Origin of the sequence: Sheuella amnicola, from assembly GCF_010499255.1 — a bacterium.
Taxonomy (GTDB): Bacteria; Pseudomonadota; Gammaproteobacteria; order Burkholderiales; family Burkholderiaceae_B; genus Zwartia; species Zwartia amnicola.
Genome location: NZ_JAAGRN010000009.1, coordinates 87,183 through 100,795, shown reverse-complemented (window position 1 = coordinate 100,795; position 13,613 = coordinate 87,183). Strand labels below are relative to the sequence as shown.

Genomic DNA, 13,613 nt, shown 5'->3' with positions numbered 1-13,613 from the left:
TTAACCCGTCGCACCGTCAAAAGATGGCGGGTGTATTGATTTCGGCGGTGCTTGGAGTGTGTTCGCATCCTGCCAATGCGCAAACTTCCGGTTCAATTAATCTCTACACGACTCGCGAGCCAAAACTGATTCAGCCTTTGTTGGACGAGTTTTCCAAATCGACAGGCGTGAAGGTGAATGTTGCGTTCTTTAAGGACGGCATGGCAGAGCGCGTCAAGGCGGAGGGCGTCAATTCGCCCGCCGATGTGCTGATGACAGTTGACATAGGGAATCTGCTTGAGTTGGTGGATAAGGGGTTGACTCAACCCGTTGTCAATAAAGAGCTGGATGAGTCGATTCCGGTGGATTTGCGCGGAGCAAAAGGGCACTGGTTTGCGCTTTCGTTGAGAGATCGTGTTTTGTATGCGAATAAAAATCTGGACATCAAAAGCTTTCAGTATGAAGACCTGGCCAAACCGGAATGGAAGGGTAAGGTGTGCATTCGATCCGGACAGCATCCATATAACTTGGGGTTGATTGCCGCCATGATTGCGCATAACGGAGAAGCGGAAACAGAGCAGTGGTTGCGTGGCGTCAAGAGTAATCTGGCGAGAAAAGCAACAGGCGGTGACCGTGACGTCGCTAGGGACATACTTGGCGGTATATGCGACATTGGTATTGCGAACGCGTATTACGCAGGCCAGATGAAATCGGCATCTGACGGTAGCGATGCCCGCAAGTGGGGCGATGCGATTTCGGTTGTACGCCCAACTTTCAAAAAATCAGGCGCGACATTTGTCAACATTACCGGAGTTTCGTTGGCAAAGTCATCGCCCAATCAGGCGAATGCGATCAAACTGATGGAGTTTTTCGCATCGGACAAGGCGCAGTCAATGTACGCAAAGGTCAACCATGAATATCCGGTCAAGCCGGGCGTTGCGATCGATCCGCTCATGAAGAGTTTTGGTCCATTGCACCCCGACATGAGCGTCATTCACGAAATCGTGAAGAATCGGCAACTGGCAAGCAAGCTTGTTGATCGAGTTGGGTTCGACCAATAAGCCTGTTTAATCCTGCTGCATGTTGGCCTTTTCCGCAATCGGTTTCAACTTTGCAATATCACTACGCACTAAAGGCAGGTAAGCGCCCGGAGGTTGAAAACCGGGCGCGATTCCCGCTGTGGCAAGTTTGCTCAGCGTTTCTTTATTTGCCAAAGTTGTAGCTAGCGCTTTTTCAAGCTTTTGTTGAATATCGGATGGCAGGCCACTTGGCCCAACTATTGCAAACCACGATTCCATCTTGAATCCAGGGAAGCCGCTTTCAGCTATGGTGGGCACATCAGGGAACATTGGCGAACGTGAGGAAGTCGTCACCGCGATAGGTTTGATTCTTCCATTTTTAACTGCAGCGGCGGCAGCGGGAATCGCATCGAATCCAAGAGGGATTTGACCGGCTGCCAAATCGGTCAATGCAGGTGCCCCGCCTTTATAAGGCACATGCACGACATTGACTTTCGCGGAGGACCAAAGCATTTCGGCTGCGAAATGAACCGTCGACCCTTTGCCGTGCGAGCCGTAAGAAAAATCGTTTGGCTTCGCTTTAATCGATTTCAATAACTCGGCCAAGGTCGAGGCCTGCACATTTTGATTTGCCAACAGAACCAATCCGGTCGAACCAACGATACCTATCGGGGTGAAACTTGTTTCTTCGTTGTAAGGGAGTTTTTTATACAGAATCGGATTGACGGAAAACGTCGTGGCAGTTCCCAGCAAGAGCGTATATCCATCAGGAGCCGACTTGGCAACATAATCTGCTCCGACAATTGTGGCCGCGCCCGCTTTGTATTCGATGACGACAGTTTGACCAAGGCTGTCCCCTAGGCCGGGAGCGATGATTCTGGCAACCGTATCGACGGTGCCTCCTGCTGCGAAAGGCACAACCAATCTGATTGGTTTAGTTGGATATTGTGCAAGAGCCGACTGACCAAACAGTACGGATAAGGCGATAAACAGTCCGCTACATAAATTTTTCATGTTCTTCATAATCTTTCTCCGATCAGTTTTTATTGACATCCAGTTCAACGATTCGATTGAAGTCTTCGGTATCTGCTAATAACGCAGCACTATCAGCCCAAGTGCGGCCCGCATTCGAGATAATTGGCAGGTCCAGTCCTTGATCCTGCATCATCGCGACAGCAAGACGGATATCCTTGCGCATGAGTTGCATCGTGAACCCGGAATCAAAGGCGTTATTCAGGATTCGACTGGGATAGTTGTACATCGTCACGCCTGATCGTCCCGATCCAGCATTGATCGATTCGATCAGATTTGCGGTATCCACCCCCGCCGCTTTGGCAACGCGAAAGACCTCGCTTGCGGCCAGCAGGTTGATGCCCGTTAGCATATTGTTCGCCAACTTGGCCACGCAACCGGCACCAACTCCTCCGATATGGAATCGCTTTGTCCCCAATGCGGCCAGAATAGGCGTGGCATATTGGATATCGCTTGCGGATCCTCCCAGAAACATGGTCAGTTCACCAGATGCCGCGCCGCGTGCACCACCACTGACGGGGGCATCGATAAATCTCAGACCTTTATCCGCTAGGGTTTTCGCCAGCTCTTTCGTTGTGTTCGGTTCGGCTGTTGTGGTGTCGATGATCAATATGCCGGGTTTTGCCGTGGCCGCAATTCCCGATGGACCTTCGACAAGTGAGCGAACGATTGCGGAAGTGGGGAGCGATAAAACGATTGCATCACAGGATGCAAGTAACGCATTCACTTGGCTAATTACTTGAATTCCTTCTTCTTTTGCAACCGTTTGTGCGAGCTCGCCATTGGCATCGTTACCGATTACGTGAAAACCTGCACGCTTGAGCGATGCGGCCATGCCCCGCCCCATTTTGCCCAGGCCGATGACGCCGACTGTCTTCAATGTATTCATTTGATTCTTAACCTTGATTCGAAATATTTACTGCTTATCCTGATTGGTGGCGGCCGCATCTATTTCGGCAAACAACTGTTTTGCGATACGGGTGCATTCACTGCCTGTCGGAATGCCGCAGTAAAGAGCAGCCTGCAGAAAGGCCTCTCCGATTTCTTCTCGAGTTAGTCCATTGTTCAATGCACCGCGAATATGGATTTTCAATTCCGCCGGACGATTGGACGCAGCCAGTATTCCGAGATTGATCAAGCTACGTGAACGACGGTCAAGTCCTGGACGATCCCAGATGTCACCCCAAAGGTTTTTGATGGCGAAGGCTCGCATGGGTTCGCTAAACGCATCAGTCGAAGCTGTCGAATTTTTCACATAATCTGCACCAAGCACTTCATTTCTGATTTCTTCGCCGCGCTTGAATAAGTCTTTACTCATTTCGGACTTCCTTTAATTATTTGGTATCGATCGAAAAGAGTGTATTGAGAGGGTGTACATGACGTAAGATGCAACATATGCCATCATGATCGCCATAAGTTCTCGGTATTAACCCTATGACTCTTGATCAGTTGAAAGCCTTTGTTGCCGTAGTTGAAAACGGTAGTATCCGTTCGGCTGCCCGCACGCTGGGAGTGGCTCAAAGTGGTTTGACCAAGCAAATAAAGCGACTGGAGCAAACCATCGGCACCACGCTTTTTGTTCGAGCAAGTAGTGGAATCGTGTTGACAAGCTATGCCACGACGCTACTGGCGCGAGCCAGAATTATTTTGAGCGAGTGCGCGAGGGCCGAACAGGACGTCATTGCATTAAGGGGAGCGGTTTCCGGCAAAATCAATGTAGGTGCTTCATCTGAAGCATTCGCCAGACTGATGCTCAGTAGTGTCGGTCAATTGCGTGTTGCGCATCCGATGTTAAGCATGCATATCGCAAGCGGGCCATCTTCCTTGCTACTGTCCGCATTGCGGGAGGGTAAGCTTGATTTTGTTGTTACCCTGATCACTCGACATAGCGACATGACTGATTTGTCGAGCGTGCGATTGACGGGATCCTCGCCGAAAATTCTGTGCAGAAAAGGGCATCGACTAGAGGCAAAGACATCCATCAGGGATTTGGTCGGCTCCGAGTGGGTCAATACCGGAAGGCTTGATCAGGAGGGAACGCCATCGAATCGTTTGGGCGATTGGTTTGTTCAAAATGGATTACAAAAACCGACTATTGCGGTTTCGGTCGAGTCATTGCTGGATACATTGAATCTTGTTTCAAATAGCGACTATCTGTTTCTTGGTCCGCAATATGTTCTCGAACAAAGTGGATTCGAGCATAAGTTGTCGTCCATTGAGGTTTCGCAAAGCATCCCCGAGTCGGACATATGTCTGGTGCAGCGTAGCGCGGCACCGCTTACTCCCGGTGCACAGGCGTTTGCATCCATGCTGATTTCATACAACCGAATGACGGGATCCGACAGTACGAAGTGATTTCGTGATCCGATCCACTCCGGCCGTCAGGAGTGCGCATACGCAGAAATATGTGATTGCCAGCAAAGCATAAACCTCAAAAGGTTTGGTGAGCAGCTGGCCATTGATCTGATATGCCGCGTTGGTTAACTCATCGACACCGATGATGTAGGCGAGAGACGTGTTTTTAACTACGACAACGAATTGATTCAGTATGCTTGGAATCATGTTGAATAACGCTTGCGGCAAGATAACTTTTTGCATCATTGCCCAATAGGACAGGCCTAACGCTTTGGACGCCTCCGTTTGTCCTTTCGGCAGGGCTGTTATGCCTGCTCGAACCACTTCGCCCAGATACGCAGTTTCGTAAGCGACCAGTGCACATAGCATTGTGGTGAAAGGACTAATTCCTTTGCCGGCTAGCAAGGGAACGGCGAAATATGCCCAGAAAATTACGAGCAACAGGGGAAGGCCGCGAATCGTATTGACATAGATGGCTGCAAGATTTGAAAGCCAGTGCAATGGACTTGTTCTGGCGATTCCTATCAAGATCGCCAAGGGCAGTGTCAGTATGAGCGTAGAAGCGGCCAGGATCAGCGTCATGGTCAACCCGCCAATCGGACCAAGGGGGTACTGACCAATCAGCAGTATTAAGCCGTAGCGTTCGAGAATCTCTATCATGATGCCGCCTTGATCGCTTGGCGACGGGTAACCCACCAGCCAATGCCCATCAATAACCAGGATCCGGCAAGATAACAAATCGAGACAATCAGAAAAGCGTCGAAGGTGCGATAGGTTTCATTCTCTATTCGGCGGGCGGCATGCATCAACTCCGCAACGCCAATCGTCATCGCAAGACTGGTTGCTTTAAACAGGGAAAGGCTTTGATTGACCAGAGGGGCGACTGTCATTCTCAATGCTTGTGGCAAAAGCACGTAAAGCATGGTTTGATAGCCCGACAAACCTAGAGCGCGGGCGGCTTGGGTTTGACCTGGCGAAATCGACCTAAAGCCACTACGGATGTCCTCGGACATGTAGGCTGCGGCATAAAGGCTCAGTGCGATGCACGAAAGAATAAACTCGCCGTTGTGTCGATTGAGCCAATCTTGCCATGGCATCGGTAACAACTGAGGCACGCCGAAGTACCAGACAAATATTTGAACAAGTCCGGGTACATTGCGGTGATAGGCAACAAACAGTCCGACGACCATTTGAACCCAGCGTACGGGTGATAAACGCAAGCTGGCCAGTAAGCAGGCCAGCATCATCGCTGCGATCCAACTGACACAAAACAATTGAACTGTCAGGCCCAGGCCATGCAACAGTAATGTCGTGTAGTCAGGATTGGAAAGCAGTAATGATTTCATTAAAACGATTGCTTAACGACTCACTGAGCAAACGTTTGGATTGGCGTCAATTTTTTCTCGCGCTTAAATGCGAACTTGGTGTTAGGGCCGTACCATTTGTTCCAGATCGCATCGATTTCGCCGTCTTTTTCCATGCCCTCAAGCGCGTTATTAACAGCGGCTAGCAAAGCAGGTTCGTTCTTCTTAACACCCAAAGCAGTAGGTTCCCAGGCAAGACTGTCGTTGATGTACGCACCCTGACCCTGCGTTTCGGCTAAGTAACGCATGCCGGCTGTTTCGGATGTCGAGAATCCATCAACTTTGCCTTGCATGAATGCCAAAAAGGCTGCGGGACCGTCCTGAAATGAAACGATTTCTGTTTTGGGTAAGCCGCGACGAGCAAAGATTTCGGTTGTCGCGCTTTTCACTGCGCTGACACGCTTGCCTTCGAGTTGGGCAAAGTTATTTATGTTCGATGCTTTTTTGACCATGACGCGAATCGGCACTTGGTAGTGCGAAGCTGTGAAGTCAACCTGTTGCGCGCGTTCTTTCGTGTAGCCCAGCGCTGCGGACACCAGATCGACGCGGCCAAGACTGAGTTCAGGAATACGGGCTTCAACCGATAATCCCTTGTGTTCCATCTTCAATCCGAGTCGCTTGGCGATCGCGTTGCACATATCGACATCGAAGCCAACGATTTGGCGTGTTTGTGGATCCTGGAATCCAAGCGGTTCGGTTGTGGTTAACGTGCCGCAAACAAGCGTGCCGCGTGCTTTCATGTCTGCCAATTGATCTGCGCTCGCATGCGCGGTGAGGAGCAAGCCGCCTACCATCAGCGCCGTTTGAAATATCGATTTCAGATGATTCATGATTTCTCCGGATTTGTTTTTTGCATGGATACCGGACGGTAGAATACCTGTTTGACAAGCTTGTTGCCAGTTTTGGCTTCAAAATGCTTGTAAACAGGTACTCCGAACTTGATATTTGCCTTAAATCACGAGATCAATCAAGAAGGGTGATGCTGATTTGAAACTGGTTTTCATGAGTTCGGCGCATTCTTCGAGAGTGGTTGCTCTTGCAGCTTCCACGCCCATGCCATTGGCCAGCTTGACCCAGTTCAGATTTGGATTGCCGAGATCCAGCATGCTCATTGCCGTTTCCCCGGGAACAGCCCCGACGTTCTTATACTCACCGATCAGGATGTTGTATTTGCTATTGTTCAGGATAATGGTCGTGATCGGAAGTTTTTCGCGAGCTTGCGTCCATAATGATTGAACCGAATACATGGCCGAACCATCAGCCTGCAGGCTAATTACGCGACGTTGTTTTCCGGCGCCAATCGCAGCGCCAGTGGCAACAGGTAAGCCATCACCAATCGCTCCACCAGCCAGATGCAACCAGTCATGCGCAGGAGATGCATGGGTAAATGGATAAAAGCCGCGACCAAATGACACGCTTTCATCAGAGATGATTGAATTGTCCGGCATCAGAGCCGCCACGGTCTGAGCGAGTCCCTCGGGCGTCGGCTTTCCGGACGCGGCTTCAGGGCGTGGGCCGGGATCCGGTATTTCGACCTCAGGTGCATTCAGAGCCTTCACCAGAGCCTGCAGCGCTTGAATTGGATCCTGATCCTGACGCGAGAGAGTGTGCAATTGCGCGCTGGACGAATATTGGATCGAAGGCAGTCCGGGGTATCCGAAGAATCCAACGGGCTCTTTTGCATTGACCAGAATGATGTGCTCGTAGGGTGCAAGCGCTTTAATCGCGGCTTCCATGTTGTAAGGAGGGCGCTCCAACTGGAGGCGTCCACGACCACGTTGAACGTGTCCGATGACATAATCGGCCATCAGTTTTGCCCCAGTCGCACTGGCAACGCGCAAAGCCAGTTTTTGAGCTTGCGTGAATACAGCTTGTCCGCCGAGCAAGATCAGAACATTTTTATTGTTTCGCAATATGCGTGCAGCTTGATCTACTGCGTGATTGTCCACAACAGGAGGAGCTGGTGGCGTCAAAGGTGCTGCCACCACGCCTCCTTCGCTCCATGATGCGTCAGCCGGCAGGATCAGTGAAGCGATTCGTCCCGGAAAAGTCTTGGCCTCACGAACTGCTCTAGCCGCATCTTGACCCACGTCAGCTGATTTTGTGCTGGTTTGAACCCAGTGCGATACGGTACGCGCCATGCCTTCAGTGTCAGCAGTCAAAGGAGCGTCGAATGGGCGGTGGTAAGTAGCCTGATCCCCGATGACGTTAATCATCGCGCTTTGTGCCCGTCGCGCATTGTGAATGTTTGCCATGCCATTGGCCAAACCGGGACCACAGTGCAGTAATGTGCACGCGGGTTTGCCCGCGATCCTGTTATAGCCGTCAGCCATCCCGGTCACAATGTTTTCTTGTAGGCCTAGAACGCATTTCATCCCAGGAATCTGATCCAATGCAGCAACGAAGTGCATTTCGCTGGTGCCGGGATTGGCGAAGCAGGTGTCGACACCTGCAGCCAGTAGTGTTTTAACGAGACTTTGCGCTCCATTCATTTTTTCTTGCTCCTTAAAGATTTCATTGCATCCCCCAATCTGATCACGCCTTCTTTTACTTCTTCTAAATTAGGCATGGCAAAAGAAAGGCGAAATGCGGATAAGTCCGGATCACTGATCTGAAAACCGGCGCCTGGGACAAACATGACTTTACGAGGAATCGACTCTTCAAGAAGATCCGTCGCTTTGAATCCATCGTTCAATCGGGCCCAGATGAACATACCACCATTCGGTTCGTTAAAGGAGACTGCGTCGCCGAGTTCTGCGCGCAGTCCGGCCGCCATCGCCCGACATTTTTCTCCATATGCTGCCTGAATTTTCTTGATATGTCCCTCAAGTCGGCCGCCAGCCAGATATTCAGCGGCAATTCCTTGCATCCAGGGCGAGCATCCTACATCAGCGCTCTGCTTGGCGACCGAGCAGCGTGAAGCAATTTCGCTCGGGGCGATGATCCATCCCATACGCATTCCGGGGGCGACGATTTTAGATAGGCTGGCAAGATGAATCACCCAGTCGCTCGCGTTCGGGATTTGTTGCGCAAGCGCGGCCAGTGACGGAACGGGAGGGCCGGAAAAGCGTAGATCGCTATACGGCGCGTCTTCGACAATAATCAATTGATAGCGCACGGCCAGTTCGAGTAGGCGCAAGCGGTGCTCGACCGGCATGGTCACGCCGGAAGGATTGCCAAAGGTCGGAATTGTATAAAGTAGTTTGGGGCGGTCCCCTTTTTCGCTTGCGTTTTTCAGTATTTTTTCCAGCACATCGATATCGAGTCCGTCTTCCAGGACCGGAATGGGGTCGATGCGGGTCTGATAAGTACGAGCGGCTTGTATGTTTGATGAATATGTCGGTTGTTCAATCAGGATGCGATCCCCGGCATTGATCAGTACACGTAGCGTCAGATCAAAACCTTGTTGAGAGCCGGTTGTCACGACAATGTTTTCGGGCTTGGTCTCGATTCCGCGGTCATGCATCAAACGAATGATCTCGGATTTGAATTGTGGTGTTCCGTCCGTATTCCCATATTGCAGGCATGAACGGCTATTTACAAAGGCACGCTCGGAAGCCTCCTTTAGGCCGTCGGTGTCGAATAAGTCCGGGTTGGGGTATCCGCCGGCAAATGAAATCATGCCAGGTTCGCTTAGATACTTGAATAGCGCACGAATGGGTGACCCCTGCGGATTGGCAAATACGTTCGAAAATCTATACACGAATATCCCCTTTCATCGCAAAATAGGGTAAGGCGACCGCTTGGTCAAGGTGTTTCATTTTTACGATTCTCGTAGATGGCGTAAAGCGATATAAAATTACGACATGATGACTTTTAGGAATCAACATGCCCTTGGCACGACTTCCTTCGATGTCCGCACTGATTGCCTTCGAGGCTGCTGCAAGACATGAAAGCTTTACACACGCAGCGCGTGAGCTGTGTCTGACTGAAAGCGCGATTTCCCGTCAAATCAACGGTCTTGAGTCTAGTCTTCAAATTCAATTGTTCGTGCGAGTCAAGCAGCGCGTCATGCTCACAAAGGCGGGTAGTCTATACAGCGAGCAGGTGCGGGATATTCTCCGTACGCTTGAACGCAATACGATTTCGATTGCGGCGCATGGAAGCGGAGAGGGAAGCCTTGAATTGGCCGTCCTTCCCACGTTTGCGACAGAATGGTTGATTCCGCGATTGCCCGGGTTTTATGAGCAACACCCTAAAATGAAAGTGAACATGGGTGTCAAAACCAATCCCTTTTCATTTGAGGAGGAGCATTTCGAGGCGGCCATCCATCACGGCAAACCCATCTGGCCAAGGGCGACATCCGATTTTCTTTTCAGAGAGGAAATGATTCTCGTTGCCAGGGCTGATTTAATTGGAACTTCCATCAAAAAAACGGCCGATGTGCTCAAGTTTCCACTTCTATATTCGACCACGCGGCCGGAGTCATGGAAACAATGGTTTGCAGCCGCCGGGATACCATCAAACTCTACACCAGTACAAAGCTTCGGGTTCGAGTTGCACTCTATGCTGGTGCGTGCAGCACAATCAGGATTGGGAATAGCTTTGGTCCCGGGGTTTCTTGTCCCCGAGCAGGCATGGAGGGACGGGCTTGTTCGGGCCCATGAAATATCCATTCCCGCAGATGATTCTTACTATCTTGTTTATCCCAACAATATGCGCCATAGTGCCCCGCTTGAGGCATTCAGGGAATGGATACTTGAACAGGCACAAAAATTCGGAAACGAAAAACCGAATTAGTTGTGAAATCAAATGCGACTAAATAGCCAATAATCGTCATACCGATCGATGGCTATCACTGCTGTTCAATATCCGCTGCCTTGACAACTTTTTTCCATTCGGCGATGTCATCCGTTAGCCATTTTTTAGCTTGAGCCGGGGTGTCCGCCACTGGTTCCAAACCTTTTTCACTCAGCCATTGCACCATTTTGGGAGATTTCAAAATCTCGACAAATGCTTCATTGAGTTGTTTCACGACCTGTGGCGAAGTTTTGGCCGGTACATATAGTCCGTACCAGACTGAGCTGTCGAATCCAGGCAAAGCTTGTGCGGATACGGTCGACATTTCAGGCCAGAGTTCCGATCGTTTAACGGTTGTGACCGCTAGGGCCCGCACCTTGCCCGACTGAGCCAATTGCTTGGCTGTTGCCAGTGGATCGACGACGATCTGCACCTCATTACCTAAGAGAGCCTGTAGGGCCGCGCTTGCGCCCTTATAGGGAATATGGTTGATATCGATGCCGGCAGCGACTTTGAACTGTTCGCTTGCCAGATGTACAGATGTCCCGATCCCCGGGGTGCCAAAGTTCAGTTTGGCAGGGTTAGCCTTGGCGTAGGCAATTAATTCCTTAACATTTTGAGCGGGGGTCTCATTGCTGACTAAAAGTGCAAATGGACCTTTCACTGCCGTGGTCACCGCAACGAGATCCTTTTCAACATCGTAGGGTAGGGATTTTTTAAGGGCAGGTTCGGTGGCGATCGCGCCGCTATGTAACAGAATGGTCGTGCCGTCAGGCGTAGCACGAACAGTCGCCTCGGTGCCGATTGAGCCTCCTGCACCTGCTTTGTTTTCGACGATCACTGTTTTTCCGAGCCGATCACTTAGGTTTTGAGCGAGCATTCTCCCCAGAATATCGGATGTACCACCCGCGACATACGGCACAATGATTCGAATCGTTTTGTCTGAAGGTAATCCTTGGGATATCGCGTTAAAACATAGGGTCGCCAACCCTATTGCCAATGCAGATTTTTTCAGGAATTCGTACATGCTTGTCGTCCTCGTCTTTTTTATTCGAACCGAATATGCTCGGTTAGTTCATGTTTAAGTCATTTTTATGCTGACTTTTCAATTGTTGCCGTTCCGATAATCTTGTCTTCAGAATTGCGCTCATCTCGTACAAAGACTTCGTATGCAAGTGCTTCTCTTTCCTCTGTAGACTCTTTTAGTCTTCCACCCGCGATCAGGTTGTCTCCCAGTCGCACTGGTTTGATAAATCGGATATCCAGTCGGATATCGGAAAGTAAGTCGGCTCCAAGGCTTTTTTCCAGCGCTTGCCAGATCAAGCCAATAGACATGGTTCCGTGTGCGATGACTCCTCCCATCGGCGTTTTAGCAGCAAACAGTGGATCCAGATGAATCGGGTTGAAGTCATTGGTCAGATCGGCATAAGCTGCAATCACGTTTTGATCGATTGCCAAGTTTGCGCTCTGTAGAGTTTGAGGAAGTTGATTCATGTCGTTTCCTTACGCAGCCCAGATCAGACTCATTCGAGCCTCGTATATCAGATTGCCTGCAGGATTGGTGCCAATCACTTCAAAATCGACATAGCGACGATCTCTTTTGATTTCCTTGTTCAGGCATTTCACTACGCTATGGATAGTTTCATTTAATTTGGGTAGTGCGTGATTTTTGAATTGCTGTCTCGCATGTACGTTGCCGGGTGGCCTGGGTGCAACCACCGTCAACATCGCCCGCATGGCTAGAACGATTGCAATACTTGCATTTTCAGACGCATGAACCTGACGATCATTGATTGAAGATTTGAATATGGATTGCCATTTATCTGACATCTCTTTGGTGTATAGGTCAATGTGTTCACCTATTACCGTGTTTGGTGTCAGGTCTGCATACAAGATTGGTTTTTTCATGGCTTGAATCCTAGCCCGCGGGCAATAAGATTGCGTTGGACTTCACTTGTGCCTTCACCGATGACATAGACCAGAGAATCACGGTGGATTCGCCCGACCGGATATTCGCGCATGATGCCGGCTCCACCGTGAATTCGGATAGCTTGCTCGCTGACGGAAACCGCGGTTTCGCTAGCCATCAACTTGACTCTGGCTGCGGTTGCAGAGTCCAGCTTGCCTTGATCGACACACCAGGCACCGTAGTAGACCATCCATTTAACGGCTTCAATTTGCGCAGACATGTCGGCAAGTTTGTGTGCGATTGCTTGATAGTCACCAATACGCTTATTTGCGACTGTTCGTTCGCTTGCGTAACGATGCGCTGCGTCAAATGCCGCGCGTGCCATTCCTAGCGCATTGGCAGCTACGCCTACCCGGTTTTCGCTCAGGCACTCCAGAATGATTGGATAGGTGCCCTCAATGTTTCCGAGTAGTGCTTCCTCAGGAACGAAAGCTTCGTCTATGTGAATCAGGCCCGTTTCGGATGCTTTGATCGCTTCCTTTTGTAGTTTATGAATGTCGAACCCCGGATTTGGCAATTCGACGATGAACAAGCTGATCGCATCCGCAGTGAATTCGGATTTTGTTCTGGCTGCAAGCATCAAAAAGTCCGCATAGGGTGCATTAGTGATGTAAAGCTTGCTTCCGGTAATTTTCCAACCGCCCGGCACGCGCTCGGCTCTTGTCTTAAGAGCTCTCACGTTTGATCCGCCATCGGGTTCGCTCAGTGCGAATCCCGCAATTTTTTCTCCCTTGAGGGCAGGCTTGAAATATTTTTCTTTTTGTTCGGGTGTTCCAATTTTCCAGATTGGCCAGATTCCGAGATGTGTATGAGCCGACCATGTTGTGGCAAAGGCTTGACTCAGATAACTCAGCTCCTCCCTGACAATACAGTCAGAAATTTTGTCCATGCCACTGCCGCCAACATCTGTCGGGTACCGTACACCAAGCAAGCCTTGTTCACCCCAGAGCTTGAAGACATGCTTTGGAAACGATTCGGACTCTTCAGCCTGTCTGACTAGCGGGGAGAGTTCTTCTTGACATAAACGCTTGACCACGTCGCGCACGGCCACGTGTTCGCTGGAAAATTCAAAAGACAACGACATTTCAGCCTCTTGGTTGTTATTCTACATAGAGAATGATATTCTTCTAAGAAAATATTATTTCCGAGCGTACT

Annotated in this window: 15 protein-coding genes; 3 read left to right on the top strand and 12 right to left on the bottom strand. The window is 50.2% G+C overall.

Features of this window, described 5'->3' with window-relative positions; translation table 11 throughout:
- The first annotated feature begins 23 nt into the window (after nucleotides 1–23).
- Complete coding sequence (locus tag G3I67_RS12850) at nucleotides 24–1,040, top strand: extracellular solute-binding protein (RefSeq protein WP_163655978.1); 1,017 nt, start codon at nucleotides 24–26, stop codon at nucleotides 1,038–1,040.
- Between the two features lie 6 nt (nucleotides 1,041–1,046).
- Here G3I67_RS12850 and G3I67_RS12845 read toward each other — a convergent pair whose 3' ends face one another.
- Genes G3I67_RS12845 through G3I67_RS12835 form a run of 3 tightly spaced genes read right to left on the bottom strand, consistent with a single transcriptional unit; the run spans nucleotide 1,047 to nucleotide 3,348 of the window.
- Complete coding sequence (locus G3I67_RS12845; protein ID WP_163655928.1) at nucleotides 1,047–2,021, bottom strand: Bug family tripartite tricarboxylate transporter substrate binding protein; 975 nt, start codon at nucleotides 2,019–2,021, stop codon at nucleotides 1,047–1,049.
- A 13-nt stretch (nucleotides 2,022–2,034) separates the two neighbouring features.
- The gene (locus tag G3I67_RS12840) at nucleotides 2,035–2,910 is read right to left on the bottom strand and encodes an NAD(P)-dependent oxidoreductase (RefSeq protein ID WP_163655977.1); all 876 of its coding nucleotides are present in this window, start codon (nucleotides 2,908–2,910) and stop codon (nucleotides 2,035–2,037) included.
- A gap of 36 nt (nucleotides 2,911–2,946) precedes the next feature.
- Nucleotides 2,947–3,348, bottom strand: coding sequence for a carboxymuconolactone decarboxylase family protein (locus G3I67_RS12835; protein ID WP_163655927.1), 402 nt, complete (start codon nucleotides 3,346–3,348; stop codon nucleotides 2,947–2,949).
- 116 nt (nucleotides 3,349–3,464) lie between these two features.
- Between G3I67_RS12835 and G3I67_RS12830 the strand changes: the two genes are divergently transcribed.
- Entirely contained in the window at nucleotides 3,465–4,385 is a 921-nt protein-coding gene (locus tag G3I67_RS12830; RefSeq protein ID WP_163655926.1) for a LysR substrate-binding domain-containing protein, read from the top strand.
- On the opposite strand, the gene G3I67_RS12825 is transcribed toward G3I67_RS12830, so the two are convergent.
- The 5 genes from G3I67_RS12825 to G3I67_RS12805 all read right to left on the bottom strand — a co-directional run bounded on the left by G3I67_RS12825 (nucleotide 4,347) and on the right by G3I67_RS12805 (nucleotide 9,452).
- A complete protein-coding gene (locus G3I67_RS12825; protein WP_163655925.1) occupies nucleotides 4,347–5,045 on the bottom strand; it encodes an amino acid ABC transporter permease in 699 nt (232 codons plus the stop codon). The two genes, G3I67_RS12830 and G3I67_RS12825, sit on opposite strands and share 39 nt — an antisense overlap.
- The gene (locus G3I67_RS12820) at nucleotides 5,042–5,731 is read right to left on the bottom strand and encodes an amino acid ABC transporter permease (RefSeq protein WP_163655924.1); all 690 of its coding nucleotides are present in this window, start codon (nucleotides 5,729–5,731) and stop codon (nucleotides 5,042–5,044) included. The genes G3I67_RS12825 and G3I67_RS12820 overlap by 4 nt, the downstream gene beginning before the upstream one ends.
- Nucleotides 5,732–5,751: 20 nt before the next feature.
- Nucleotides 5,752–6,543 (bottom strand): ABC transporter substrate-binding protein, encoded by a 792-nt coding sequence (locus G3I67_RS12815; RefSeq protein ID WP_163655976.1) that lies wholly within the window; start codon nucleotides 6,541–6,543, stop codon nucleotides 5,752–5,754.
- Nucleotides 6,544–6,699: 156 nt separating this feature from the next.
- Nucleotides 6,700–8,241 (bottom strand): acetolactate synthase large subunit, encoded by a 1,542-nt coding sequence (locus G3I67_RS12810; RefSeq protein WP_163655923.1) that lies wholly within the window; start codon nucleotides 8,239–8,241, stop codon nucleotides 6,700–6,702.
- Nucleotides 8,238–9,452: an aminotransferase-like domain-containing protein gene (locus tag G3I67_RS12805; RefSeq protein ID WP_163655922.1), complete on the bottom strand. Its 1,215-nt coding sequence runs from the start codon at nucleotides 9,450–9,452 to the stop codon at nucleotides 8,238–8,240. The genes G3I67_RS12810 and G3I67_RS12805 overlap by 4 nt, the downstream gene beginning before the upstream one ends.
- Nucleotides 9,453–9,577: 125 nt before the next feature.
- On the opposite strand from G3I67_RS12805, the gene G3I67_RS12800 reads away from it, so the two are divergent.
- A complete protein-coding gene (locus G3I67_RS12800) occupies nucleotides 9,578–10,489 on the top strand; it encodes a LysR substrate-binding domain-containing protein (protein WP_163655921.1) in 912 nt (303 codons plus the stop codon).
- Nucleotides 10,490–10,544: 55 nt separating this feature from the next.
- On the opposite strand, the gene G3I67_RS12795 is transcribed toward G3I67_RS12800, so the two are convergent.
- From G3I67_RS12795 to G3I67_RS12780, 4 genes are all read right to left on the bottom strand, one after another.
- Nucleotides 10,545–11,516 carry a Bug family tripartite tricarboxylate transporter substrate binding protein gene (locus G3I67_RS12795; protein ID WP_163655920.1) on the bottom strand — a complete coding sequence of 324 codons (972 nt, stop codon included), beginning with the start codon at nucleotides 11,514–11,516 and terminating at the stop codon, nucleotides 10,545–10,547.
- A gap of 65 nt (nucleotides 11,517–11,581) precedes the next feature.
- A complete protein-coding gene (locus G3I67_RS12790; protein ID WP_163655919.1) occupies nucleotides 11,582–11,983 on the bottom strand; it encodes a MaoC family dehydratase in 402 nt (133 codons plus the stop codon).
- Nucleotides 11,984–11,992: 9 nt separating this feature from the next.
- Complete coding sequence (locus G3I67_RS12785) at nucleotides 11,993–12,397, bottom strand: hypothetical protein (protein ID WP_163655918.1); 405 nt, start codon at nucleotides 12,395–12,397, stop codon at nucleotides 11,993–11,995.
- Complete coding sequence (locus tag G3I67_RS12780; RefSeq protein ID WP_163655917.1) at nucleotides 12,394–13,542, bottom strand: acyl-CoA dehydrogenase family protein; 1,149 nt, start codon at nucleotides 13,540–13,542, stop codon at nucleotides 12,394–12,396. Before G3I67_RS12780 ends, G3I67_RS12785 begins: the two co-directional genes overlap by 4 nt.
- Nucleotides 13,543–13,613: the final 71 nt, after the last annotated feature.